The sequence below is a fragment of the Novosphingobium sp. GV079 genome, from assembly GCF_003058045.1.
Classification (GTDB): domain Bacteria; phylum Pseudomonadota; class Alphaproteobacteria; order Sphingomonadales; family Sphingomonadaceae; genus Novosphingobium; species Novosphingobium capsulatum.
Genome location: NZ_QBUE01000014.1, coordinates 63,980 through 90,047, shown reverse-complemented (window position 1 = coordinate 90,047; position 26,068 = coordinate 63,980). Strand labels below are relative to the sequence as shown.

The 26,068-nt window shown below is 63.0% G+C and carries 20 protein-coding genes; 11 read left to right on the top strand and 9 right to left on the bottom strand.

Features of this window, described 5'->3' with window-relative positions:
• Positions 1–12: 12 nt before the first annotated feature.
• The 3 genes from C8K14_RS16760 to C8K14_RS16750 all read right to left on the bottom strand — a co-directional run bounded on the left by C8K14_RS16760 (position 13) and on the right by C8K14_RS16750 (position 3,272).
• On the bottom strand, positions 13–363 hold the full coding sequence (locus C8K14_RS16760) for a cupin domain-containing protein (protein ID WP_062786662.1): 351 nt from the start codon (positions 361–363) through the stop codon (positions 13–15).
• A 79-nt stretch (positions 364–442) separates the two neighbouring features.
• Positions 443–1,870, bottom strand: a complete 1,428-nt coding sequence (locus C8K14_RS16755; RefSeq protein WP_107717744.1) for an aldehyde dehydrogenase family protein — start codon at positions 1,868–1,870, stop codon at positions 443–445.
• Between the two features lie 124 nt (positions 1,871–1,994).
• Positions 1,995–3,272 carry a cytochrome P450 gene (locus C8K14_RS16750; RefSeq protein ID WP_158271942.1) on the bottom strand — a complete coding sequence of 426 codons (1,278 nt, stop codon included), beginning with the start codon at positions 3,270–3,272 and terminating at the stop codon, positions 1,995–1,997.
• Positions 3,273–3,436: 164 nt separating this feature from the next.
• Here C8K14_RS16750 and C8K14_RS16745 point away from each other — a divergent pair, with 164 nt between their 5' ends.
• From C8K14_RS16745 to C8K14_RS16715, 7 genes are all read left to right on the top strand, one after another.
• A complete protein-coding gene (locus C8K14_RS16745) occupies positions 3,437–4,084 on the top strand; it encodes a class II aldolase/adducin family protein (protein WP_022677717.1) in 648 nt (215 codons plus the stop codon).
• A 237-nt stretch (positions 4,085–4,321) separates the two neighbouring features.
• Positions 4,322–5,617: an aminotransferase class III-fold pyridoxal phosphate-dependent enzyme gene (locus C8K14_RS16740; RefSeq protein WP_022677716.1), complete on the top strand. Its 1,296-nt coding sequence runs from the start codon at positions 4,322–4,324 to the stop codon at positions 5,615–5,617.
• 22 nt (positions 5,618–5,639) lie between these two features.
• Entirely contained in the window at positions 5,640–6,581 is a 942-nt protein-coding gene (locus C8K14_RS16735; protein ID WP_062786675.1) for a carbohydrate kinase family protein, read from the top strand.
• A 70-nt stretch (positions 6,582–6,651) separates the two neighbouring features.
• Positions 6,652–7,356: a TetR/AcrR family transcriptional regulator gene (locus C8K14_RS16730; RefSeq protein ID WP_107717740.1), complete on the top strand. Its 705-nt coding sequence runs from the start codon at positions 6,652–6,654 to the stop codon at positions 7,354–7,356.
• Positions 7,357–7,523: 167 nt separating this feature from the next.
• The gene (locus C8K14_RS16725; RefSeq protein ID WP_107717738.1) at positions 7,524–8,651 is read left to right on the top strand and encodes an MFS transporter; all 1,128 of its coding nucleotides are present in this window, start codon (positions 7,524–7,526) and stop codon (positions 8,649–8,651) included.
• Positions 8,652–9,206: 555 nt separating this feature from the next.
• On the top strand, positions 9,207–11,567 hold the full coding sequence (locus C8K14_RS16720) for a TonB-dependent receptor (protein ID WP_107717736.1): 2,361 nt from the start codon (positions 9,207–9,209) through the stop codon (positions 11,565–11,567).
• Positions 11,568–11,615: 48 nt separating this feature from the next.
• On the top strand, positions 11,616–12,866 hold the full coding sequence (locus C8K14_RS16715; protein WP_084391011.1) for an SGNH/GDSL hydrolase family protein: 1,251 nt from the start codon (positions 11,616–11,618) through the stop codon (positions 12,864–12,866).
• Positions 12,867–12,911: 45 nt separating this feature from the next.
• On the opposite strand, the gene C8K14_RS16710 is transcribed toward C8K14_RS16715, so the two are convergent.
• The 3 genes from C8K14_RS16710 to C8K14_RS16700 are packed head-to-tail and all read right to left on the bottom strand — an operon-like array spanning position 12,912 to position 17,156.
• Positions 12,912–13,910 carry an aromatic ring-hydroxylating dioxygenase subunit alpha gene (locus C8K14_RS16710; RefSeq protein ID WP_028658239.1) on the bottom strand — a complete coding sequence of 333 codons (999 nt, stop codon included), beginning with the start codon at positions 13,908–13,910 and terminating at the stop codon, positions 12,912–12,914.
• The gene (locus C8K14_RS16705; protein WP_158271941.1) at positions 13,910–14,680 is read right to left on the bottom strand and encodes an EthD domain-containing protein; all 771 of its coding nucleotides are present in this window, start codon (positions 14,678–14,680) and stop codon (positions 13,910–13,912) included. The genes C8K14_RS16710 and C8K14_RS16705 overlap by 1 nt, the downstream gene beginning before the upstream one ends.
• Before the next feature lie 19 nt (positions 14,681–14,699).
• Positions 14,700–17,156 carry a TonB-dependent receptor gene (locus tag C8K14_RS16700; RefSeq protein WP_158271940.1) on the bottom strand — a complete coding sequence of 819 codons (2,457 nt, stop codon included), beginning with the start codon at positions 17,154–17,156 and terminating at the stop codon, positions 14,700–14,702.
• A gap of 162 nt (positions 17,157–17,318) precedes the next feature.
• Here C8K14_RS16700 and C8K14_RS16695 point away from each other — a divergent pair, with 162 nt between their 5' ends.
• Both C8K14_RS16695 and C8K14_RS16690 read left to right on the top strand, forming a co-directional pair.
• On the top strand, positions 17,319–18,272 hold the full coding sequence (locus tag C8K14_RS16695; RefSeq protein WP_022677708.1) for a LysR family transcriptional regulator: 954 nt from the start codon (positions 17,319–17,321) through the stop codon (positions 18,270–18,272).
• Between the two features lie 103 nt (positions 18,273–18,375).
• Positions 18,376–19,596, top strand: coding sequence for a diguanylate cyclase (locus C8K14_RS16690; protein WP_158271939.1), 1,221 nt, complete (start codon positions 18,376–18,378; stop codon positions 19,594–19,596).
• A gap of 48 nt (positions 19,597–19,644) precedes the next feature.
• Here the strand turns inward: C8K14_RS16690 and C8K14_RS16685 are convergent, their stop codons facing one another.
• Both C8K14_RS16685 and C8K14_RS16680 read right to left on the bottom strand, forming a co-directional pair.
• Positions 19,645–20,847: an MFS transporter gene (locus tag C8K14_RS16685; protein WP_107717729.1), complete on the bottom strand. Its 1,203-nt coding sequence runs from the start codon at positions 20,845–20,847 to the stop codon at positions 19,645–19,647.
• An 86-nt stretch (positions 20,848–20,933) separates the two neighbouring features.
• Positions 20,934–21,752, bottom strand: coding sequence for a TetR/AcrR family transcriptional regulator (locus tag C8K14_RS16680; RefSeq protein ID WP_199223762.1), 819 nt, complete (start codon positions 21,750–21,752; stop codon positions 20,934–20,936).
• Positions 21,753–21,829: 77 nt separating this feature from the next.
• On the opposite strand from C8K14_RS16680, the gene C8K14_RS16675 reads away from it, so the two are divergent.
• Both C8K14_RS16675 and C8K14_RS16670 read left to right on the top strand, forming a co-directional pair.
• Positions 21,830–24,178: a TonB-dependent receptor gene (locus tag C8K14_RS16675; protein WP_158271938.1), complete on the top strand. Its 2,349-nt coding sequence runs from the start codon at positions 21,830–21,832 to the stop codon at positions 24,176–24,178.
• Between the two features lie 35 nt (positions 24,179–24,213).
• Positions 24,214–25,065: an SMP-30/gluconolactonase/LRE family protein gene (locus C8K14_RS16670; protein WP_107717725.1), complete on the top strand. Its 852-nt coding sequence runs from the start codon at positions 24,214–24,216 to the stop codon at positions 25,063–25,065.
• 57 nt (positions 25,066–25,122) lie between these two features.
• Here C8K14_RS16670 and C8K14_RS16665 read toward each other — a convergent pair whose 3' ends face one another.
• Positions 25,123–25,947 carry an SDR family oxidoreductase gene (locus C8K14_RS16665; RefSeq protein ID WP_107717723.1) on the bottom strand — a complete coding sequence of 275 codons (825 nt, stop codon included), beginning with the start codon at positions 25,945–25,947 and terminating at the stop codon, positions 25,123–25,125.
• Positions 25,948–26,068 lie beyond the last annotated feature (121 nt).

Genomic DNA, 26,068 nt, shown 5'->3' with positions numbered 1-26,068 from the left:
CTCAGGCGGGGATTACGCCAGCCGCAGGCAGAACCGCTTCTCCACCGGTTCGGTCACTTTCCAGGTCCCGGTGAACCCTGCCTCGACCATGAAGGCATCCCCGGCCTTGACGCTGACCGTCTCGCCGCCATCCGCCGTCAGTTCGATCGCGCCTGCGATCAGATAGATATATTCGTGATAGGGCGTGTTTTCGGAATGCCAGGTGCCGGTGGTGGAATGCCAGGTGCCGGTCACCATGGTCTTGTCTGCCGTCTGGAATTCGAGCCACGTCTTCATCGTGGGAGACCCTTCCACAGGTTTCCAGTTGTCAGACGGGTTGGGATTGAAGAGCCCGGTTTCCGGGGCCGAAATTGCAACGCTCATATCGCATCCTTTTCATACGTGCTTGGGCAGGTTGATTTGGAATTGTGGGAGAAATTATTCAGCGCGGCGCTGCGCCGGTTTACCCCTGGCTGGCGTAACCGAGCACGGCTTTCACCTCGACGAACTCGTGGAAGCCGAAATCGCCCCATTCGCGGCCATTGCCGCTGCGCTTGTAGCCGCCGAACGGCGCCATCAGATCGCGCGCGCCGTTGATCGATACCTGGCCCGCGCGCATCCTGGCTGCCACCTTGCGCGCCGTTTCGATATCTGCCCCGCTGACATAGGCGGCGAGCCCATATTCGGTGTCGTTGCCGATTTCGATTGCCTCGTCGAGCGTCTGGTAGGCCATGATCGACAGGACGGGACCGAAGATTTCCTCCCGCGCGATGGTCATGTCAGGCGTCACGTTGGCGAACACCGTGGGCTGGACATAATAGCCCTTGTCCAGGCCTTCGGGGCGCGCGACCCCGCCGGCGACCAGCGTGGCGCCTTCATCGATGCCTGACTGGATAAGCCCGCGAATCTTGTCGAACTGGGCCTGCGAAGCAACGGGGCCGATCTGGGCGTTGCCATCAGGCGGCCCGACCGTGATGCTGCTTGCGGCAGCCCGCGCACTCTCGATCGCTTCGGCCATGCGCGCGGCCGGCACGAGCATGCGCGACGGCGCATTGCAGGACTGGCCGGAGTTGATCATCATGCCCTGCACGCCGCCGGCAACGCTTTGCGGCAGATAGGCATCGTCGAGCACGATGTGCGGGCTCTTGCCGCCCAGTTCCTGCGCCACCCGCTTGACGGTTGCGGCGGCGTTGCGCGCCACTTCGATGCCTGCCCGCGTCGATCCGGTGAACGACACCATGTCGACTTCGGGATGCGAGGAAAGCGGCACGCCCACACCAATGCCGTCGCCATGAACCAGGTTGAACACGCCAGCGGGAAGCCCGGCGGCCTCCAGAATCTCGGTAAAGATCTGCGCGGAAAAGGGTGCGATCTCCGATGGCTTGAGCACCATGGTGCAGCCTGTGGCAATGGCCGGCGCCACTTTGCAGGTGATCTGGTTGAGCGGCCAGTTCCACGGCGTGATCAGGCCGCAGACCCCGATCGGCTCGCGCGCGATCAGCGTCTGTCCGCGCTCCTGCGTGAATGGAAACGTCTTGAGAATTTCCAGTGCGGTGGCGAGGTGCGCCAGCCCGATCTGCACCTGGGCATTGCGCGCCAGCGAGACCGGCGCCCCCATTTCCTCGGTCACGGCCGCGGCAAGATCGTCGGCGCGCTTCTGGTATTCCGCCAGAATGCTGCCCAGGATGGCGAGCCGGTCTTCCCGGCTGGTGGCAGACCAGCCAGGAAAAGCGCGCCGCGCCGCGTGAACGGCCTTGTCGACATCGGCAGCGGTGCCCAGCGCAATACGGCCGGCGACCGCCTCGGTCGCGGGATTGAGGACATCGAGGGTCTCTTGGCCTGCCGGTTCAACCCATTGGCCGTCGATGTAAAATCGTGTGTACTCGCGCATGTCGGCTCCTCTCAAATCGGTGTGCCCGCAGTTCATCCGAACCAGGCGGGGGTGGTTGTGTATAAAGTAGCTATAAATATCGTTGTTGGTCGTGCTGGCGCTGCGTCGGCAAGGCGTTGTGCAGTCAGGAAGCTGGCGCCAGGCGAAGCGGAAAGTGCTCCATCTGGCCCATGGCGTGCGCCGGAATCCATTGCGGCGCTGCCGTTCCGGGGGTGAGCGTCAGGCCGCGGGCCATTACCGCGTCGAGCAGCACTTCGATCAGCATCACGGCCACATACCGGCCAGGGCAAATGTGCTGGCCACCGCCGAACGTCGTGCTGCCCTTGCGCGAGCGATCGAGGTCGAAGCGCAGCGGGTCGGTCACAGCCGCTGGGTCGAAGCCGCCGATGCCCCACATCAGCGAGACGATCGCGCCGCGCGGTATGCGCACGCCCGCGAAGATAACCTCCTCCATCGCCCAGCGGGGCAGGTGGATCACGGGCGGCTCGATGCGCAATGCTTCGAAGATGGCACTGGTCACAAGTTGCCGGTCAGCAACCACCCGCGCCAGGGCGTCTGGATTTTTCAGCAGCGCGAACAGCGTGTTGGCGGCGCCAAGGGCCGCGGTATGAAAACCGTCGATCAGGTTGCCGGCCAGCATGGCGCCAACATCGCGCGGGACGATTCCCGCCTCGTCGGGATCGTCCGGCAGATCGATCCGCCGGAGGTCGTCGGCCAAGGCAACGACGAAGAGATTCTCGCCCCGACGAAGGCTGCGCTCGGCCGCTGCCCTGATCACGCGCCAATATCCGCGCATGGCGTTGTCGAGCACGATGTAGTCTTCGGCGTTGCGGTCGAAGTGAAAAAGCCGGGTCAGGTCCTGCGTATAGGCCTGCATCGCCACGATTTCGTCGGCGTCCATCTCCAGCATGCGGCCCCAGAACCCGCAGGTGAGCCGTTCGGCGACGTCGCTCATGACGTCTATCTCGCCAAAAGGCGCAAGATCATCGAGGATTTGCTGTACGGTTTCCTCCGCCACCGGCCGCATCGCGCTCACCTCTCTGGGGCCGAGGCGGGAAACCAGCGCCTTGCGCAACGGCCGATGGATCGGCGGATTGGCGGTGAAGACCTGGTTTGCCACCACGCGCGCGACTTCGGCACCCAATGGCGGCGTGGGATCGTCCATCCGCGTGAGCGATTCGCCAAACAGCACCCCGGCGGGAACGTTGCCGATCTGGGGCAGGGCGCCCAGTTTCTGCAAATCCGCATTGCGGAAAACCGCCAGGTTCCCGTCCTGGTCCTGAAGGAAACGAGGCTCCGGGCCGGCAAAAACGCGCTCTGCAAAGGGGCGGATGCTATCGCGGCCGCCGGTGAAACCGAACTCGGCAAGCGTTCCCAGGCTTCCGATCTCGACACTGTCCATTCGTCGCATCCCTTCTCGTCAAGCGCAGCGGCAGAGTAGCGCATGCAGCCGGCATAAACAATAGTCTGGACTATTCTATTGGGTGCGGTATCTGTGCATCTGGATGGAGCGAATCGTGCCTTTGAAAGGCGCTTTCGGCGGCGCGTTTCGCGCAAGGAGGGCTCATGAGCGATCAAACCGAAAAGCAGGCAAGAAACCAGCTGGCAGAGGCTTACCGACGGGTTGTGGACCTCGGCCTGACCGAGCTGTCTTCGGGAAACCTGAGTGTCCGTTTCGGTAATGGCATGCTTATTTCACCGGCGGGCGCTGATGGCGACAATATTTGCGAAGAGAGCATTGTCTACGTCAACGCATCGGGGGACTGGGACAAAAGTCTCGATCCGTCGAGCGAGTGGCAGTTGCATGCCGGCATATATCGCAACGATGTCAATACCACCGCAATCGTGCACACGCACTCCGACAATTGTGTTGCGGTGTCGTGCCATTGCCATTCGTTGCCGCCGTTTCACTACCTTGTCGGCCTGTTCGGTGGGGACGACGTTCCCTGCGTGCCGTATTCGACCTTTGGCAGCGAAACGCTGGCGCAAGATGTCTCGCACGCGCTGATCGATCGCTACGCCTGCCTCATGGCCAACCACGGCATGACCGCGCGCGGGCCTTCGATGCCCATTGCGATGATGTTCGCCCATCGGCTCGAGATTCTTTGCCGGCAATACCTCCTGGCGCAGCAGTTGGGTGAGCCAAACCACCTGTCGGTCGAAGATATGGACGCGTTTCGAGAAAAGATCTCGAAGATTTCCTACGGACGATAGGGTATATCTTCTTCAGGCGGAATTTTCCGTAACCGGCTGAAAATCATCTGCACCGCCGTCGTTTGTTGAAAGCTGATGAGTGCGTGATTTTATTATGTCGACCGTAGCGGATGATTTCTGTCGTTTCGTTGCAAATGGGGTTGGCCTGGTTCGATATTTCCAGCCTTTGCGGAAAGCGAATTGACAATCTCACAAGCTCAAAATTACATAGTTCACACTATCATTGTCGAGGTTTCTATGGATCGTACTGCCGATCGCGATCTCAAGGCTCGCGCACTCAAGGTCATTCCCAACGGCATGTATGGCCACGAGGCGGTGCATGCGCTGCCTGCCACGTTCCCGCAGTTTTTCGAGCGAGCGGAAGGCGCATACATCTGGGATGCCGATGGCAACCGCTATCTTGATTTCATGTGCGCCTATGGGCCGAGCTTGCTGGGGTATCGGGATCAGCGGGTGGACGCGGCGGCCGCTGCGCAGGCGGCAAAAGGCGACACCATGACCGGACCATCGCCGGTGATGGTCGATCTTGCCGAAGCACTGGTTTCGATGGTGACCCATGCGGACTGGGCGATGTTCTGCAAGAACGGCACGGATGCCACCAGCATGGCGATGGTCGCCGCTCGCGCGCAAACCGGCAAACGGATCGTGCTCCTGGCCAAGGGCGCCTATCATGGCGCGGCGCCCTGGTGCACGCCCAATCCCGTTGGCGTCGTGGCCGAAGATCGCGCCATGCTGCGCTATTACGAATACAACAATGCCGAGAGCCTCGAGGCCGCGGTTCGCGATGCCGGCGAAGACCTGGCCGCTATTTTCGCCACGCCGTTCAAGCACGATGCCTTTTTCGACCAGGCGCTGCCCGATCCGGTCTATGCGCGCCGGGCAAGGGAGCTGTGCGACGAAACCGGGGCGATGCTGGTTGTCGATGATGTGCGCGCCGGTTTCCGGCTGGCGCGGGATTGCAGTTGGTCGCTTGTCGGCGTGCAGCCTGATCTGAGCTGCTGGGGCAAGGCCGTGGCGAACGGACAGCCCTTGTCCATCCTGCTGGGATCGGATCGCTGCCGCAAGGGCGCTGGCTCGATCTACGTCACCGGCTCCTATTGGTTCGCGGCCGTGCCGATGGCAGCCTCGCTCGAGACGCTGCGCATCATCCGCGAGAGCGATTACCTTGAACAGATGATCCGCATGGGTGACCGGCTGCGGGCCGGGTTGGCCAGCGCTGCCGAGCGGCACGGGTTCGGCCTGCGCCAGACGGGGCCGTCGCAAATGCCGATCATGCTGTTCGACGACGATCCCGATCTGCGCGTCGGCTTTGCCTGGGCAGAAGAGATGCTGCAGCGCGGCGTCTATATTCATCCCTGGCATAACATGTTCATCGCCGCCTGCATGACGGAAGCTGACATCGATATGGCGGTTGCTGCGGCGGATGGGGCGTTTGCCGCGACCCGGGCGCGCATGGCCGAGTTGCAACCTTCGCCGGTGATCCTGGCAATGGCAGCAGCGAAAGCTGCGGAAGAACTCCAGGCCCTGGCCTGAACGCATGCTGCGAGGAACAACCATGGACCAGTCGATTGATCTTCTCACTGTCGGCCTGCTGACAGTCGATATCGCGGTGCGGCCGGTGAACGAGTTGCCGCCGATCGATAGCGGCATGTTGGTGGAATCGATCCTGCTCTCCCCGGCGGGAACGGCGGGCGGGGCTGCCATGGTTGCCGCAAAGCTCGGGCTGAAGGTCGCCCTTGCATCGGCAATCGGTGACGATCTGCAGGGGGTTGCGGTTCGCCATGGCCTGGAGAAGGCCGGGGTCGATCTTCGTTTCCTCGTCACCAACGAGCAGTTTCCCACCTCCTCGACGGTGCTTCCCGTGCGCAGCATCGGCCAACGTTCGACCTATCATATGGTCGGCGCGAGCATGGTCACGCCCCTGCATGAGGACCTGGCAGCGGCGCTGCCCCAGATCCGGGCCATTCATTGGGGAGCGGTAAACTTCCCTGGCATTGGAGAACAGGCCGTCGCGATCCTGAAGGCGGCAAAGGCGGCGGGCGCGTTCGTGACCTGCGATCTTGTTTCCCCGCGTGAGGGGACGATGGAGGATCTTGCCCGCATCCTGCCTTATGTCGATCTCTTCATGCCGAGCCTTGCCGAAGTGCTGCACCTGCACGGCAATGACGATCTGCGCGCGGCAGCCGATCGGTTCATTGCAATGGGCGCGGGGGGATGCGTCTTCAAGCTTGGCCACGAAGGCGCCATCCTGTTGAAGCCGGATTACGCGGTGCAGGTGCCCGCTTTGCCCATCGATCCTGTCGACACGACAACCTGCGGCGATTCCTTCTGCGTGGGGTTCCATGCCGGGCGGCTGCGGGGCCTTGATGAAGAAGCGGCGCTTCGTTTCGCGACGGCAACCGCGGCGCAAGTGGCAATGGGCTTGGGCACGGTCGGCGCGCTGTCCAGCTTTGACGAAACCATGGCGCTGTCGCGGAGTGTTGGCGCGTCTTCCTAGCGATTGCTGGATATTGCCCGGCACTGCGGATAGTGGATCAGGAGGTAATCTGAAAGTTCAAGGAACAGCGATGGCACGGCCGAGAAGAGCAAAGAGCGGGAGCGACCAGGATGTCGAACTCAATACCAAGCTCGCGCCGTCGCAGGATCGCTCCAAGGTCACGTTTGAAATCATTCTCAAGGTCGCCGGCGAGTTGCTTGGCGAGGTGGGCATCGAACGTCTTTCGACCAATATGATCTGCGAGCGTGCGGGACTGACCCCGCCTGCGCTCTATCGGTATTTCCCAAACAAGTATGCCATTCTCAGGGAGATGGGCGATCGGGCGATGAAGGCCGAGGATCGTGTCGTGTTCCGCTCGATCGCGACCGGGCAACTCGGTTTCGATGGTCCGCTCGAGCAGGTTGTCGAACATCGCCTGGATCTTTTGACGAAGGTGCGGCGGGCCGCGCGCAGAGTTCCGGGCGGCGAATGGATCTTGCGGGTCATGCGGGCGGTGCCCGTGTTGCAAGAGGTGCGGATCGGCTCGACGCAGGCTGTTTCCGACGTGCTCTTTGCCAAGCTCCACGCGCAATATCCCGGCGTGGACGAAACGCGGTTGAGAGCCGCGACCCTGCTGAGCACGGCGCTGGGCAGTGCGACGAATGATCTGATCTCCGACATGCCCGAGTGGGGCGACGAGATCGGGCGCGAGTACGCGAACATGGTCAGTCTCTATTATCGCAACCTGCTGGGTGTGACCGTCGAGGCAGCAACAGGCGACGAGAAGGCAAGTTGACCCAGGGCGGCGGTGGGCGTTGCGCGCCACCCGATGGCCATACTGTGTTGCCGATGCCGACGGAGCGAAGTTTGGAATAACAGTACCTTGACCTTGCAAAAAGGAGCGGCACGGTGACAGCAGATAGCCAGGCGAACGCGGGGCGAAGCGCCTCCAGCCGGGGCGCAATGGCAGCAGCGCTCTTGATCGGTACGGTCGGGCTCGTCATTGCCGGCGTCCAGCCGGTCTTCTTCGGGGCGCTGCTCGCCGCTGACCGTCTTTCGGCGGCCCAGGTGGGCCATGTCGCGGCAGCCGAACTGGTCTCGATCGGTATCGGCGTCGTCATTGCCGAGTCGTTTCTCGAGCGCGTTTCGGTCTGGCTTTCCACGCTCGTTGCCCTGGCGCTGGTCGCGTCGCTCAATTTCGCAACGGTTTGGACCAGCGGCTTGGGCGTTCTTTTCGTGCGTGGGCTGGTCGGCCTGTCGGCGGGTGTGCTGGTGTGGATGACCACCGGCGTCATTGTCCGTTCCGCGCGCCCTACGGCGTTGTCGGCTGCGTTTCTGTTGACCCAGGCGATCGTTCAGTTCGCCACCTCCACCGGCCTTGCCATCGCCGCTCCCAATGCCCGCGATGGCGTGCCGGTAACGATCGCCGTCCTGGCGGCTGCCGCGATGCTGCTGGTTCCGTTGCTGCCCAAGCGCTTGAATCCGCTGCCGCGTGATCCCGCGCAGGTATCGGGTCTGCCCCCGCTGCGGGGGTGGGTTGTCCTGGCGGCGTCGCTTTTGATCCAAAGCTGCATCGTTGGGGCATGGGTCTATTTCGAGCCGCTTGGCCGCCAGGCCGGCATGACACCGCAGCAGGTTGCGTTTGCGGTGCCGGCGTCGCTGGGCGCGCAGGTGGTGGGTGGCTTTGCCGCGATATTTCTTGCCCGGCGCCTGCCTTGGTTTGTCTCGCTGATCGTCTCGAGCATCGCATTGAGCGCCGTGCTGTTCATTTTGTCCACTCCGCCAGGGGCCACCGTCTTTTTCGTGCTCGAAACGCTGTTTGGTGCGGTATGGATTTTCATCACCCCATTCCTGACGCCGTTGTCGATCGAAAACGACCCGACGCGCCGCACGGCACTGTTGGTCCCGTCCGCGGTCCTGGTCGGATCAGGGTTGGGGCCGCTCGCTGCATCCACGCTGGCTGATGATGCCAGTGCGGGCCGCGTGCTGCAGCTATGCGCATTGCTGGCCATTGGCGCGACTCTGCTCATCGTCGGTCTCTATGTGACGCGATCACGCGTCGCAGGCGGCCAGGCCGCGCCCCATGCATGATCGTCAGGCACGTCGAAAGCGGCCGAAAATAACGATTGCATAGACTATCATAATATAAGGGATTCGGCAGTGCTCGGGGCTGCTTTTCAGCAGCGTCGCGGGCCTGTGCCGCAGCGTCACCGATCCTGCAGCGATCATTCGTGATTCGATTCGCCAAATTTGCGGTGACATCGCCAGGGCGCGCCAGTCTGGCAGCGAGCCTCCAATCCGCAGTGATCATACTATAGTGCTGTAAATGCGCACAAAAAGGGGCGACTCTACAGCGATCGAGTCGCCCTTTTGCCGGGTTTGGACGCGCCGCCGGCGGTCCTGCTCTAATCGGGACGACGGCGATAATTGCTGCGTTTGGGCACCGGGAAGGCGATACCGGATAGCTGGATTTTCGGCGGTCTTGTGCGGGTTGCGATGCGTCCAGTCACGCTAAATCCACCGCCCCATTATTCCCCTATTGCCAAGGTATGTCGAACATGTTTCAATAGCACTAGCTATCGCAATGAGGCCGCATTCGCCCACTGCGAAAAGGCCACGGTCCACAACAAAATATGAGGGGGGCTTATGTCCGAGCAGTTGCTAAATCGAACGCTGTTGATGACGAGCGCGATGATGGTTCTGGGATATGCTGGAAGCGCTGCCGCCCAGGCGGCCCCTGCGACCACGGCGGTAGCCGTGGCCCCGGATTCCAACCAGGTCGGTGTGATCGTGGTCACGGCGCAGCGCCGAAACGAAGATATTCAGAAGGTGCCGGTGTCCGTCCAGGCGCTGTCCGGCCAGGACCTCCAGTCGATCGGCGTCAAGAGCACCGAGGATATCGCCCAGGCGACCCCGAACCTCATGATCCAGAGCCCCATGGGGGTCGGCAACCAGCCCTTGATCAGTATTCGCGGCATTGGCCTCAATGACTTTGACAGCAACAACGCTGGCCCCAACGGCGTCTATATTGACGATGTCTATATCAGCGCGCCCTCGGCGCAGAGCTTTGCGATTTTCGATCTCGACCAGGTGCAGGTGCTCAAGGGGCCGCAGGGCACGCTCTATGGGCGCAATACCAGCGGCGGCGCCCTGCTGTTCACGTCGAAAAAGCCGACCGACCAGCTGACGGCGGACGTCCATATCGAGCAGGGCAACTATAACACCACGTTTGTCACCGGCGCGGTCGGCGGGCCGATTACGGAAAATCTCAGTGCGCGCATTGCGGTCGTCTACAATCATTCCGACGGCTTCATGCACAACGACTTCTACGGCATTTCCGCCAATGGCACGAACAGCAAGGCCGTGCGCGCACAGTTGCTGTGGAAGCCGACGCCGAACCTGAAAATCCTGCTCAGCTCGACCGCCGGCCTGGTCAACAACGTGCCTAACGAATATCGCCACATCGGCACGTTGAAGCCTGGCACGCAAAGCGATCCGGCGCCGGTGGTGTGCTCGGTCACCGATGCCTATGCCGGCAACTGCGTCGATATGTTCGGCTTCGGCACGCCGTCCAACTTCTATCGCGGCCAATACAACCGCACGCAGTATCTGCGGAACCTCAATCTCAACGAAACCGCCCGGATCGACTACGACCTCGGCCACGTGACGTTGACCTCGATTTCGGCCTTTCAGCACAACGACAAATACTTCCCCGAGGACAGCGACGCCAACCCGGCCAACCTGGTCGAAGCGACATTTGGCGTGAAAACCAACACCTACACCGAGGAATTGCGCGCGGCGTACACCTCCGCAAAATTTAACTGGGTGTTCGGCCTGTACTACCTCCACGAAGATCTCCGGCAGGATCAACCGCTTGATCTCTTCATCGATGGTGATCTCTACGGCGGCTTCGGCATTCCGGCTGGCGCCGGCAATTTCGATGGCATCGCCCAGCGTGCCTATGACCACAGCCATCAGAAAACCGATTCCGTGGCTGCGTTCGGCCAAGCCGACTATACGCTGGGCAACGTGACGTTCACGCTTGGGGGCCGGCTGACTCACGAACGCAAGACGTTCGAGTATGACGCGTCGCGGCAATACCAGTCCGGCGGTCGCGGTAATTTCGGCCCGCTGGAAGGGTTCATTTCTTCGGACCAGACCCAGACCAACACCAACGCCACCTGGCGCGCTGCGGTCAGCTATCGCCCGACCGATGCGATCCTGACTTATGCCAGCGTCGCGACCGGTTTCAAAAGCGGCGTGTTCAACGGCAGCTTCCTGAGCAGCGACCCCGAGCAAGCGCTGTTTCAGCTGCAGCCGGTCAAGCCCGAGCGGGTGACGGCCTATGAAATCGGGGCGAAGACCAGCTGGTTTGATCGCCGCCTGATTTTCAACGTTGCCCTGTTCTACAACGACTATATCGACGAGCAGATCTTCGCGCAGGTTCCGCAGACCGTTAACACCGCGGCCGGGCCGATCGAACAGATCACACAGGTTCTGGCCAATGCCCACAAGGCACGTACCGAGGGCGTCGAGGTGGAACTGACCGCCGCCCCTGTTCGCGGCTTGACGTTCACCCTGGCGCCGGCGTGGCTCAATGCCAAGATCATCAGCGCAGGCTTGCCGATGTTCGAGGGCGCCACGCCGCTCGATGGCAATCGTCTTGCCAATGCGCCCCGGTTCAGCTTTTCCGGAACCGCCAGCTACAAGATTCCGCTCGACGCGTTGAATGGGGATCTCAATTTTCGCTGGAATTCAAGTTATCGCAGCTTCCAGTATTTCGACTCGACCAACGATCCCTATATCACCCAGAGCGGGTACTGGATTCATAACCTGAACATTGTTTACCAGAACAAGCATGGCTTCGATATCGGTGCCTATGTCCGCAACGTTGCCAACAAGAAGTACGCGATCGGCGCGGCCGACCAGACGGCGCCGTTCGGGATGATCACGCAGACGGTGGGCGCGCCGCGCACCTATGGCGTGCAGGTTTCGTTCCATTATTGATCATCGTTGCAAGCATGGGTCGGCCAGGACGTGTGATCGCGCCGGCCCATGCGTGATGAATCTTTTGCAGGAGTGTTCGGCACGATGCCCTGGATGGCTGTTCGCGCTGCTGCGCTGATCGTGGCTGCCTTTGCGGCAGGAGCGCCGGCGGGCGCACAGGTATGGCGGGCGAGTTGGACGGCATCACCCGCGCCGTCGTTGCAGGCGGGCCCCGGTGTTCCGCCGGAATTTGTCAGTCCGGTCATCGCGAACCAGACGATCGTTCAGGTCATCCGCCTGAGCGCGGGTGGCGATGCGGTTCGCCTCCGCCTGTCCAACGAGTTCGGTGCGGCGCCGTTGCACATTGGTCGCGTGACGGTTCGCCTGCTCGATGCGGCAGGGGCCAAGACGGTTGGCGAGCCGCGGGTGGTGACCGCCAATGGCAACGCCGACTTTACCGTGGCGCCCGGATCACCGCTGGTCAGCGATGCCATCGCGATCCGCGTTCCCGCGCGCGCCCAGCTCAGCGTGGCGATATACGTCGCAGACGAGAAGGTCGCATGCACGTGCCACGCCGATGGGCAGGCCTATACGCTGCTCTCGCCACCCGGCGATTACACCACGCGTGCGTTTACCCCGGCGTCCCGCTCTCCGGCGCGCCCGTTCTTGACGGCGGTCGAGGTGCAGGGCCCACCGGGCCGGGTAATCGCGGCATTGGGGGACTCGATCACCGACGGCTATATGTCGACCCCCGGCGCCGACCGACGGTGGCCAGACTTTTTCGCCGCGAGACTGCATGGGACGGCGGACCTTGCGTCTGCGGCGGTGGTCAACGTGGGGATCAGCGGCAATCGCGTCCTTGCGCCTGATCCTGTGGCGATCTTCGGGGTTCCAGCCCTGGCGCGGCTCGATCGGGATGTGTTTGCCATGACAGGGGTTACCGACCTGATCGTGTTGGAGGGTATCAACGATATCGGCAGCGCGCCCGAAACGCCGGCCGCCGCGCTGATCGCGGCCTATCAACAGATCACCGCGCGGGCCCACGCCCATGGGATCAAGGTTCACCTGGCGACCATACCGCCGTTCGAAGGCGCCGACTATTATTCCGAGGCGGGCGAAGCGACGCGGCAGGCGGTGAACGCCTGGATCAGAAACAACCCCGGCGATGGCCCCGTGATCGATTTCGACGCGGTTATACGCGACCCGCTTCGTCCCAAGAGGATGCGAACGGATCTGCAGTCGGGCGACTGGCTACATCCCAACGATGCGGGCTACCAGGCGATGGCCGATGCCATCGCAATAGACATGTTTCGGAAATAGTGGACAAGCCCGGCGCGGCGATCGATCCGCGCCGGGCTCGCGGCCTTATTCGGCAGCCTCGATCAGCCTGGCAACACGGCGGCGGGCCAGCACGGCGCCCTTGTCGATCGGCAGCATCTTTGGCCCCAGCGACCACAGGTCCGGCGTTCCCATCTGCCGCTGGACCTTCTCGATCATCGGCTTGTCCTCGACCTGGAAAGCGTGGATCAGCTGTTCGCGCAGGACAGCGTTGAACGCGGCGTCATCGATCAGGAAATTGCGCGTGTTGCAGCTGAAATAGTGCGTGCTGGTCAGCGTTTCGGGCGTCATGTTGTGCAGGTTGAGCGTGTCGATGCCGCGCTCGGGCTTGCCCACCGGATGCCCGCCAGCGCGCAGGACCATCAGCGCCGGCGCATACCAATCCACCTCGGTCCACAGTTTGGCCGGCGATTCCAGGTTGAAGGCCGGCGGCGCATCGTCGCTGTCCGAACGCCAGGCGATGGAGAAGTGATCGGCATGTTCTTCCACGGTCGACTTGGCCCGCGTGTTGAACCCGCTGCCCAGGCTGCTGGCGTGCAGATAATCGGCGTGGCTCAGATCGAGGATATTGTCGGCGAGCAGTTCGTAGTTGGCCTGGACCGCGGTGTGCAGGCGCAACTGTGCCGTTTCCGGCGCGGCATCGATAAAGGAAAGATCGGGCAGCAGGTTTTCGTCCGGCTCTTGTTGGCCGACCCAGATCCACACCGCCTTATGCCGCTCCAGCACCGGGAAACTGGCGACCGCAAGCGTCGAGGTCGCCGCGCCGTGCGGGTTGCGGACGCATTGGCCGGCGGTATTGAACACCAGGCCGTGATAGGGGCACGCGATGGTGTCGCCTTCTCGCTTGCCTTCGCTGAGCGGCGCAAAGCGGTGGGGGCAGCGATTGTCGAGCACGGCCATCTTGCCGGCGTCGGTGCGGAAGGCGACCATGGGAATATCCAGCACCGTGCGGGTCAGCACGGCACCATCGGCAATTTCATCGGCCCAGGCGAACTGATACCAGCGGTTTTGAACAAAGCGAGCCATCACGTCATCTCCACTGCTGAGTTGGGTGCCGTGTGATCGGCCACGATCGTGCGCTCCTCGACCACGAACAGCGCTTCCTGCCGGCGGTCCAGCAGGCCAGAAAGGTGTGATTGGGGTTCCTCGATCACCGCGCGATAGGCATCGATCGCGCGCCACGTGTCATCACTGTCGAACCACAGGCTTTCCACCCCGGCAAAGGGGCTGAGCGGCGCATTGGCGATGAAGTTGGCGGGAAGGTTGGCGTCGGCCTCTCCCGCGATGCTGATGCTGCGGGTCATGCGCCGGAGGAACGGGGCAAGGGCCGGATGATCGGCGATGCGGCCGGCCTCCTGCGCCCAGGCCTGGGCAAACGCGGCAGGCGACGACGCATCGTTACTGGCAATGAACCGCATGAGCTTGAGCGGGGCGGCGCCGGGCACGCGTACCCCAACCTCCTGCGTCCGGGTGGCCAGCAGGATGATGGCACTGTGGCAGACGAAGTTGAGCTCGTCGGGCTGGATGGTTTCGCGGTAATAGGGATCGGCGATCGAACGGGCAAACGCTGCCCCGTCGGGAAAGCTGATCTCGCTGAACGAGTCAAAGTCGGGCCCGGCCACCCATCCTGCCGCATGGGTGCCATAGACTGCATCGAGAACGTGATTCTGGATGTAGCTCGTCATGTAGCCGGGGTTATGCGCCACCGTTGCACCATGAACCTGCTCGGCATAGCGGGAATAGTCGCGGTGAGTCATTCCCGCGCGGCGGCGCCCGCCGATGATCATCTTCAGCATCACGTTCTCTCCGGCGTGATCAGTACTTGTATCCAAGGCGCACGCCATACGTCCGGGGCGGGGCATAGACCGACGACAGCACACCGCCGGCTGGCGCCACGTACTGTGTGAACAGTGGCACCGCCTGGTTCGTGATGTTGCGAATATAGCCGGTGATCGACCAGCGTTCGTCGGTCGATCCGAACGTGGCCGAGGCATCGAATGTCCAGAACGAACCGCTGTTCTGCTGCGCGAGATATTCGAAACCGACGACGCTGTTGGACCGGTAGCGGGCATCGCCGTTCAGCACGAGCTTGCGATCGCCGAGCGGAATCGTCTGCTCGATCCCGCCGTTGAGCGACCAGCGCGGCGAATTGTAGCTGGGCTTGCCGGCGCAATCGATCGCGTAGACAGCCGCGCCGCCCGCAGTTGTCGGCGTTACGGCACAGCCCACGGCCGGCGGGGGTGAAGCCGCATCACGGGGCGTGTTGTAGGTATAGCTGGTGGCCTTGGCGTCGAGATACTGGACCGTCCCGCTCAACCGCGTGTTGCGCGTAACCAGAACCTGCGCTTCCACATCGACACCCTTGATGGTCGAGCTGCCGATGTTCTCTGTAAAGTAGTTGGTGGCGTTGTTGGCATCCAGGCCATAGTGCGACACCTGCTGGTTGCGATAGCGCCAGTGGAACAGTTCGATGTTCAACTGCACGCGGCTGTTGAAGAACCGGTTCTTCGAGCCGAGCGTCCACGCCTCGACATATTCCGGGGCGAAGGTTTCGTGCCCTGGGGCGTTGGAGAAGCCACCCGAGCGATAGCCCGTTTCATAGCTGGCGTAGAGCAGCGATGCGCGCGCGACATCGTATTCGGCGGCCAGGCGATAGGTCACGCGGCCCTTGCTGATCGCGGCATTCACCTGGTTGGGAATGTAGAACAGGATGTTGCCGGCCGAACCATAGGGCACCGCGTTGGCTGGCCCGGGCAGGGCAGGTACGCCTGGCACCTGGGCAAGGGTCTGGACAACCGGCAGCGATGGCCCGCCAAAGCAGCCGGTGCCGAACGGCGGCGGCGCATTGTTGCACAGTTCGACGAGCGTGTCGGAGCTACCGTTGAACGTCTTGCTGTCGTGCGTGTAGCGCCCGGCCGCGACAAACCGCAGGGCATCGCCAAGATGGGCGGTTACCCGTCCAAAGGTGGCGTAAGACTTGGTTTTCGACGTGAAATCCTGGAAGGAGATGATCTGGTACTGGTTGATGCCATACTGCCCCTTGACGGTTTCGTCGAAGTAGTAGCCGCCGATCAACCAGTCGAACGGACCGACCCGCGGACCTTGGAAGCGCATTTCACCGCTGAACTGGCTGTCGTTCTCGCGGTTGAGCGACCCTCTGAACGACGGGCCGTTGAACAGGTTGTCGAGTTTGGAGTGCCGGTAGGCCGGCACGATAGTGAGCGTGCCGCCGGCCAGATCGGCATTAACCTCGCCGGTCAGGCCCCAGTAGGTGTTGTTGAGATAGGGGCGCACCAGCGGCGCCGGATTGATGAACGTGCCGGGAATGACCGCTTGCGCAAAATAGGCGCTGCCCGAACGCGACAGGAGGCCACTGTACGGATCGACGTTTGCCGGCGCGAACGTGTAGTTCGCCGGGGATGTCGCGGTTGCGGGCGTGCCCGGCGTGAAGTTTTCCGTGCCGACATAGCTGCCGCCAACGCCCCGGCCGCCCTGATGCGAATAGTCACCGCTGATCCTTACGGTCACGCCGGGGCTCGGGCGGACGAGCAACTGGGCGCGGATGGCCTGGCCCACTTCATCAGACGTGCCGTCCTGGTTGTAGCCGTCGCGGTTCACGATCTTACCGGCCAGGCGGAACGCCGCATTGTCACCGATCGGCAGATTAGCCGCTGCTTCGACGTCAATGGCATTGTAGTTGCCGAAACCGCCCGAAAGCGAGACCGACCGCTCGCCCAGCTTGGGCTTGGCCGGAATGACGTTGATGGCCCCGCCCGTGGCGTTGCGGCCGTACAGCGTGCCTTGCGGCCCCTTGAGCACCTCGATCCGTTCCAGATCGAAGAACGTGCCGGTGGTCGATGTCGGCCGGCCCAGATAGACGCCATCGAGGTTGAACGCGATCGCCGGGTCGGAATAGCCGTTGTTGGTGAAGTTGCCGACGCCGCGCACGAAGAACGTCGTGTTGGCGCCGCCGCCTTGCTGCACCGTCAGCGCGGGAACCGTGGCGTTGAGCGTCGTTGCCGTCACCACTCCGGCGCGCGTCAGTTCCCCTGGCGAAACGACATCGATCGCCACGGCGGCGCGCTGCGCGTTTTCGACCCGGCGCTGCGCCGTGACGACGATCTCGGCAAGCCCGGTGGTTTGCCCGGATGGTTCGGCCTGGGCAGTGGCTGCAGGCGCCACGGCAGTGCCAGGCGTGGCGACTTGCGCGGCTGCGGTCACGGGAAGCGACACCGCCGCAAACGCAGTGCCGACCAGCAATAGTGCCTTCATCATTTCTCCCCTTCGTGGCTCTCTTGGGCCTTGTTGGGGCGATTAAGCCTGGTTTGCCGGGGTTGGGCAAATTGCATGTTCGCACCACATTATTCGCATGGTGAATGATCTGGGCATTTCCCTCGTTTTCAGTGATGATCCCTTGCTGCTATAGCCGGGGGCATGACGGCTCCGCTCAACCTGGCTTCGCTCGACCTTAACCTGATGGTCATCTTCGATGCGCTGATGAAGGACCGCCATCTCTCGCGCGCCGGTGATCGGGTCGGGCTGAGCCAGCCAGCGATGAGCCACGCCCTGCGTCGCTTGCGCGGGGTACTGGGCGACGATCTGTTTATCCGCCGCGGCGGTGCCATGGATCCAACCCCGCGCGCGCTGGCCCTGGCCGACCCGATCGGCGGTGCGCTCGACCGGCTGCGCGCCGCGTTGGACACCGAGCCCGAGTTCGAGCCGGCCACGGCGGAGCGCAGCTTCACGCTTACCATGTCGGATGCGAGTGCAGCGCACCTGCTGCCCAACCTGATTCCCCGCCTGCGGACCAGCGCTCCTGGCGTGGACATCGACCTGCTGGCATCGGGCGCGCGCGAGGGGACCGAGCACCTGCTATCCGGCGCGGCCGATCTTGGCCTGGGCGTATTTCCCAACCTGCCCGAACGCCTGCACTGCGAGCCTGTCCAGACGCTGAAAATGGTCTGCATCGCCGATCGCGCGCACCCGGCACTGTCTGGCGGAATGACGCTTCAGGCTTTCCTGACGCTGCCGCATGTCGGCGTGGATATCGGCCAAGGTACCGGGGCGAATGTCGACTCGCTCATCGAAACCATGGGTCTGCGCCGCCGCATCATGCTACGCGTGCCGCATTTCCTGATCGTTGCCAGCGTCGTGATCGGGTCAGATCTTCTCGCAGTCGTGCCATCGGCGATCCTGCGCGAGGAGGAGAAGGCCCATCTGACGATCCACGAGCTGCCGGTTGCCCTGCCGGAAATTGCCATCCACATCGCGTGGCGCGCGCGTCAATCGCAGGATCCCGCCCTCCGCTGGCTGAGGAAAGCGGTGGCAGAGGCCATACGTCAGCCGTTCTGGAGAGCCACGCCGATCCAGAATTGCGCCTGCCGCTGATTGGGATTGGCCGTGGATCAAGGCACTCAAAAACCCGCCTGTTAACAATTCATTCTTGCAGCCGATGTACCCTGAAATGGGAGTTGCTGCGGGTAGACACGGGATGGACGACCTCCACGGCAAGAGTGCGGTCGATCTGCAGTTCGCGCTGATCGATCAGGCGCTGGACAAGAGAGGCTTTGCGCTGCGCTTTCCGCGCGCGCTGGAAGAGCAGTTCGAGCAGGAGACCGGGCCGGTGCGGGTGCGCTGGTATGTGCGCATGGCGCTCTTGTCCCTGGCGCTGTTCGATTCGCTTATCGTGCTCGACTATTTTTCCCTGCCCGATGCATTTGGCTTGGCGTTGGTCCTGCGGTTCGGGCTGGTGACCAGCCTGACGGTCGCGGCGGTCTGGATAACCGCGCGCCATCCTCCCGCCGCCGTGCGCGAGGGGCTGCAGGTGGCACTCTCCACGATCATGGCGCTTTCCATCTATATGCTGGTCGTCGCCAGTGCGAGCCCGCTGCGCGAGAACTACCATCTGGGCATCCTGTTCGTCATGATGTTCACGGTGATGGTGCTGCGCCTGCGATGGCGCTACGCCCTCTTGGCAGCGGCCACCACGGTGACTGTCCAACTCCTGACCCTGGCCAGTCTCGAAGACGCCTCGGTACAGTCGAAAGGCGCATCCGCCTTCCTCTCGCTCGCCTTTGTCGGTTTCGCGCTGGTGGCGCTCTACAGCCTGGAAAAGATGGAGCGGCGCGGCTGGCTGCGTTCGGTTCGCGATCGCCTGTGCGCGCAGGTTTTCGAGGAACTGTCGATCATCGATCCGCTGACCGGGCTGGGCAATCGGCGTGCCCTGGAACAGTGGGTCACTATCCAGCGGCAGGTTCATGTCGGCCGGCCGGTATCCGTGGTCATGGTCGATATCGATCACTTCAAGGCCTATAACGATACGTTCGGCCACCTTGCCGGGGACGATTGCCTGCGCCGCATTTCGGGGTTGCTGGTATCCGAGGCGCGCAAGACGGGTGACCGGGTATGCCGGTTCGGCGGGGAGGAGTTCATTGTCTTCCTCATCGACATCGATCAGCCGACCGCGATCCTTGTTGCCGAACGCATGCGGCGCGAAATTGCCGCGCGGCGCATACCGCACAAGGCACCGATCGGGCCGCCCTTTGTCACTGCCAGTTTCGGCATTGCGACAGGCGCATTGACGGATGATTTCGATCTCAATGTGCTGATCGAAGGCGCCGACGCCGCGCTCTACAAAGCCAAGCAGCGCGGGCGCAACTGCATCGAGCCGCCGCTGCTGGGCCTGGCCGAGCCCTTGCACGCCACCGGATAAGTGCTGGCGCTGCCTTCGCCCTGCGGCGGTCAGACGACCAGCAACGCGTCAGGTCGAAGGGAACAGCTCGGGATGGGACAGAAGCCGGCGCTGGCGGGCATGGAGGCCCATGACGATGACCAGGAAGCCGAGAAGACAGGCGCCCGCGACGATCAATGCCCCTCTGCTGTCGGTGGCCGTAACGCTCAGGGCACACAGCAGCGGGCCAAGGCTGGCACCGAGCGCCTGGGCGCCGGGGACGAGCAAGGTGGCCCGCCGGGTGGGATCGACTTCGGCGGTGAAGTTGAGCTGATACGGCATCAGCAGGCCCCAGAACACGCCGAAGCAGACGGCGCACAGCGCAAAGCCGATGGGCCCGGGCAATTGAAACAGGATGACGATCAGCGCCGCGTTGCACGCCACCGAAATGCCGTAGATCCGGAAAAACGAAACCTTCGGCGCGATCGCGGCGGTCAGCAGCGACCCCACGATCGAGGCTGCCACCGTCACTGCAAGGACGAGGCCGATCAGGTCTGATCCGAGGTGGGCTTCCGTGCCGATTTGCCCGAGGTAGGAAAAGAAGCCGAAGACAAAGGCGTAGACCAGCACCACGCCCAGCAGGCTGAGCGCGCCGGCCGGTGGCAGCTTTTGCGCGGGCTCCCCATCGGAGTGATCGTCGGCGACGGCGGGCAGCCGGTTGGGCACGCCAAGCACGAAGACCGCCGCGAGCGTCGAAGTGCCGGCCAGCGCCAGGAACCCACCGTTGGCGCCCCAGGCCGGCATCAAGGTGAGCGGCAGGAGCGCCGAAAACGCCACTTGGACCAATCCCTGCAACACCATCAGCACGGCGCCGAGCTTGGAGGGATTACGCGAGCGCGCCAGCAGAAGCGAAGGGATCGACAGCAAAACCCCCGCGCTGAATCCGGCAATCCCGCGATCGACGTACAGCAGCGGCGCTGCATGGCGCATGCTCATCACGTTGGCAGCGATCAGCGCCATGGCCGCAAGCAGCCCGCGCAGCCGCAGATGAACCGGCTGAAGCCTGGCACTGGCCAGCGCCACCCCGGAGGCAAGAGCAAGGAACTCCACCGTCACCGCGCCGCCCAGGCCCGCGGCCGATATCCGGCCTTCGTTTACCAATGCCCCGAACAGCAGCGGCTGAATGCCGGCGATCACCAGGGCAAAGGTCCCCACCGCCATCACCGCTGCAAGCTCGCGGTGCGACGGCGGATCGAGCAGCCAGGCCTGCCGACGCTTCACCGATGTAGCCATACGCGCTCTCCTCGCCGGTGGACCGCCGACGCATTGAGGCTAGCTAAAACTATACACCTGTCAATGGCGTGTCGCCGCCGTCCGGCTCATGACGTGGTCAAGCGGCTCATGCCGGTGAGGATCAGGGCAGCTTCCTTGAACAGGGTCGAGCGGGCAACCCGGTCTTCTTCGAGGGCCAGTTCATCGACCACGAAGCCGAATTCGGCACGAATGCGCAGCCTGGCCCACAGCGTTTCATCGGAAAGGTCGGTGATGGCTGGGCGGTAAAACCGGAACATCTGGTCGGTGAACCGCCGCTGCCATTCCAGCCGCACATGGGCAAGATGGGGCAGCGCGCGCATCGCGCGGATGGTCCACACGCCGCCGGGCTGCGTTTCGATGATCTCGGACGCGGTGCGAAACCAGTCTGCCAGCAGGATCGGGTTTTCGCTGGTGTCCAGCGTCGCGCCATTCTTGAAAAGCCAGACGGCAAAGGCATCAAACTGCCGCTTTTGCAGCCGCGTGGCGAGTTCCTCGATGATTTGATACTTGTCATCGAAGTAGCGATAGAGCGCTGGTGGGGTGAGCTGCGCGCGTTCGCAGATCGCGTTGGTCGTCAGCCGCTCGAACCCGACTTCGCCCAGCAATTCGCCGGCCGCGGCGATTAGCTTCTCATAGGTTTCGATCGCCCTGCGCGAGCGCGGAACCACCTTCGTGTCTTCCAGATCCTGGTTGCGCGCGGCGTCTCGCTTTGGAGTCGCGCGGGGGCGTGCGGCCTTGCTTCCAGCCGACGATGCGCGCGCTTTCTTGAGAACTTTATTCTCGCCTGTCGCTGTGTCTGCGACGGTTTCCGTTTTTCCTGCCATGCCTTTCCCTAACCGAAAAAGCGCCGCCACGCGACAGCTGGCGGCGGGAAATGCATCCATGATCCTCCCTGTCGATCGGCCTATTGCCAAATGGATAGTTTTAGCTAACTTGTCACAAACAGATGAGGAGCAGATCGATGGGGAGAAGCACCAAGACCAATCGCATGATCGGCGCAGCAAGCGCGACGGCGCCCATGGCACTGATCGTCGCAGCCTTGCTACCCGGCCATGCGCTGGGCCAGACCGCACCGGCTGCTGCGGGCCAAACCACGCCAGTGTCGAGCCAGAGCGGCGCTGTCGGCCAGGGTGATATCGTGGTCACGGCACAGCGTCGTAGCGAGAACATCCAGGACGTGCCGATCACCATCGAGGCGTTCTCGGGTGACTCGCTCAAGAAACTGGGCGTCGAGGCTGCCGCCGATCTCGGCAAGATTGCGACCAACGTTGTGGTCTCCCTGCCGCAAGGCGCCGGAAACCAGCCCGCGATCACCATCCGCGGGATCGGGCTGAACGTGAACAATTCCAACAATTCCGGGCCGAACGGCATCTATGTGGATGAGTTCTATCTCAGCGCTCCCACCTCGCAGGCCTTCGCGATGTTCGACCTGGATCGTGTCGAGGTGCTCAAGGGGCCGCAGGGGACGCTCTATGGCCGGAATACCTCGGGCGGCGCGATCAACTTCATCACGGCCAAGCCGACAAATACGTTCGAGGGCTATCTCGATGCGCGTTACGGCAATTTCGATACCTCGCAGATCAGCGGCGCGGTTAGCGGCCCGCTGAGCGATACGCTCTCGGCCCGCTTCGCCTTCGTCCGGAACTATTCGGAAGGGTACAATTACAACACGTTCCTCAATCGCCGTCAGAACGGCGCTGATGATGAGTCCTTCCGCGCGTCGCTGCTCTACAAGCCGACGCCGGATCTGCGCATTCTTGTTGTCGGGCATGTGTCCCATGTCGATCGGCTGCCCGACAATTACGCGCATTTCGGCGCGTTCGAGCCGGGCTCGGTCGAAACCGGATCGCCTGTGGTCTGTTCGGTCGCCGCAACCTATGCCTCGCAGTGCGTCGACATCTACAACCAGCCGAGCGACCCCAAGCGCTACTCCATCGCGTCCAGTCGGACAGAGCATCTGAAAGTGACGGACAGGGGCGTTGTCGGGCGGATCGAATGGTCGCCGGGCACGATCACCGTCACGTCCGTGACTGGCTATAATTACAACCAGCGCTTCCTGCCCGAAGACAGCGACTCCTCGCCCTATCGCGAGTTGGAGGTGAACTGGGGCAACAACAGCAACGAGTTCACCCAGGAGCTGCGCGTCAACCAGACCAAGGAAAACTACAACTGGGTGGCGGGTGTCTATTACCTGCACGAGCGACTGAACCAGAACCAGGATTACGCGCTTCTGCTCGACATCGACCGGTTTTACGGTCCTGGCGCGGGCGATGGTCTGGCCAGCCGGCAGTTTGCCCGCAATACGCAGGTGACAGACGCCTATGCCGCGTTCGGGCAGGGCGAATACAACCTGACCCGCACGCTGCGCCTGGTGCTCGGCGGCCGGTTTACCCACGAGCGCCGTTCGTTCCTGTTCAACAGCCAGGTGCAGTACCAGAGCGGCGGCATGGACAACTTCACGCCACTGGCTCAGGTTGCCGACAGCACGAGCCGCCTGCAGAATTCCGCATTCTCCTATCGCATCGGCCTGAATTTCAAACCGATGCCTGGCGTTCTTGCCTATGCGACCCTGACGACAGGCTTCAAGGGCGGCGATTTCAATGGCGGCTTTCTCAGCCCCGACCCCGCCCAGGCCGCCTATCAGCAGCGCCCGGTGAAGCCGGAAAAGGTGACAACCTACGAAGTGGGCATCAAGACGACGTTCCTCGATCGCGCCGTCACGTTCAATGCCGCGCTGTTCTACAACGATTATCGCGACATGCAGCTGTTTGCCCTGGTGCCCAGCCCGATCGGGCCGCTCAATCTTGCGGCCAATGCCGAAAAGGCGCGCACCTATGGCGCGGATATCGACCTGACCGTTCGCCCGGTCCGCAATCTGACGTTGAGCGCGCAGGTGGGTCTGCTGAACACCAAGCTCGTGCGGTTCCTGCTGGTGGCCGATCCCACCGTGCCAGACTATTCGGGCAACCAGCTGGCGTTCTCGCCCAAGTTGAGCACGTTCCTGCAGGCGCAGTACCATATCCCGATCGGCGAAAGCCAGGCGATCGACCTGCAATACAGCGCCACCTACAAGGGCCGGCAGTTCCTGGACGCGACCAACGATCCCTATACGACGCAGCAGGCCTATTGGACGCAGGACGCACGCGTCGCGCTGACCATCTCGCAGCTCGAGCTGTCAGCCTTCGTGCGCAATCTCGGCAACACCTACTACGCCACCGCTGCGTTCAACAGCATCAGCCCGTTCGGCTACGTCCAGCCCAACTATGCGCCGCCGCGCACCTATGGCGTTGGCGCGAAGATAAACTTCTGATCCAGGCACAATCCCTCTTCAGCGAGCGAACCACCATGACCCATACCCTGACGCTGCTGGCCGACGATCTGGCCTTCGGCGAAGCGCCACGCTGGCACAACGGCGCGCTCTACCTTTCCGACATGCACGCCAACCGCGTGCTGCGCTATTCGGAAAGCACCGGGTGGGAGGTTGTGGCCGAACACGATGGTCCCGTCTCTGGCCTGGGCTGGTTGCCGGATGGCGACATGCTGGTCGTGTCGATGCACGACCGCAGGATCCTGCGCCACCGCAACGGCGTGTTCGACGTGCATGCCGATCTGTCAGGCATTGCCACGTGGCACGCGAACGACATGATCGTGGCGCCAGACGGGACTGCCTATGTCGGCAACTTCGGCTTCGATATCGACACTCATCCCATTTCGCCGTGCACCGCGAGCATCGCGCGGGTTACGGCCGATGGCACGGTGTCGACGGCGGCGGCCGGATTGTGGTTTCCCAACGGCATGGTCATCCAGCCCGACGGCGCCACGATGATCGTTGCCGAAAGCGGCACGCGCGTGCTGACCGAACTGACGATCGCAGCCGATGGCGCGCTGGTCGAACCGCGGCTCTGGGCGCGATTGCCCGACGATGCCCTACCCGACGGCATTTGCCTGGATGCCGCCGGCTGCGTCTGGGCTGCCTCGCCTACATCCCGCGAAGTGCTGTGCCTGCGTCGGGACGGCGAAGTGGTCGATCGCATCGCGACCGAGCAGGAAGCGATCGCCTGCATGTTCGGCGGTGAGGACCGGCGCACCCTGTTCATCCTCACCGCCGACAGCAGGACGCCGGCGATCGCGCGCGACGTGCGGACGGCCCGGGTCTATGCCGTGCGAATGGATGTGGCCGGCGCCGGCCTGCCCTGACCGATCATCGTTGCAGAAGGTGCCTCGGTCCGCGCACGCGGGCCGAGGCACGCTGTTTCAGGCCGCTTCGCTCTTGCTCTTGCGGCGCTCCGCCAGGTTATGTGCGCCCAACTGCTCGGCCTGGCCGGCAATCTTCAGCAGTTCGGCCGCATTGCCACCCAGCCGCCGCACGAACTTGGCACGGTCTGCGGGCATGAACACCTCCAGCTTGCGCCGGCGCATCGCCTCCAGCACCACTTGCGCGACATAGTCGGCACTAACCGCGTCAGAGAGGAATGCCATGGGCACTTCGTCGCTGGCCGCCTCTGCCTCCAGCATCGGCGTTTCCGTCGATGTGGGGTGGACGATCGTGAAGTTCAGCGGCGAATCCCGCTCTTCCATGGCCAGGCCAAGGTGGAAAGCGCGCAGCGCGAACTTTGCCGCGGCATAGCTGGCGAGCCCCGGGAAGGGCAGGAACGCGGTCATGCTGCACACCGTGACGAAGTGTCCATGCCCCTGTTCCCGAAAGCGCGGCAACGTGGCGACCATGCCGCGCATTGGCCCCATGGCATTGACTTCGAGTGTCAGCGCATGATCGTCCATCGCCACGTTGCGAACATAGCCGGTCCGCACGATCGCCGCGTTGTTGATCAGCACGTCGAGCCGGCCGTACTGCGCCCATGCCAGGTCGAGCGCCGCAGACCATTGCGCGTCCGAGGTAATGTCGAGCGCGACGCTTTGCGCGCGCTCGCCGATGTCCTGGGCAACGCGTTCCGCGCCGGCAACATCGATGTCGGCGATCAGCACCCTGTGTCCCTGCGCGGCAGCAGCGCGCGCGATGGCAGCGCCGATGCCGCTTGCGCCACCCGTCACAAGGACAATCTTTTCCTTCGTCTTCCGCATTCGTCTTCCTCTCTGAACCGACGGCAACGGCACCCCCGCCCAATGGGGCCGGCGTGCCGCCTGCGCGGAGACTCTCGCAAGCGGCGCAGCCCTGACAGAGGTGCCCCCAAGCCTTGGTAGG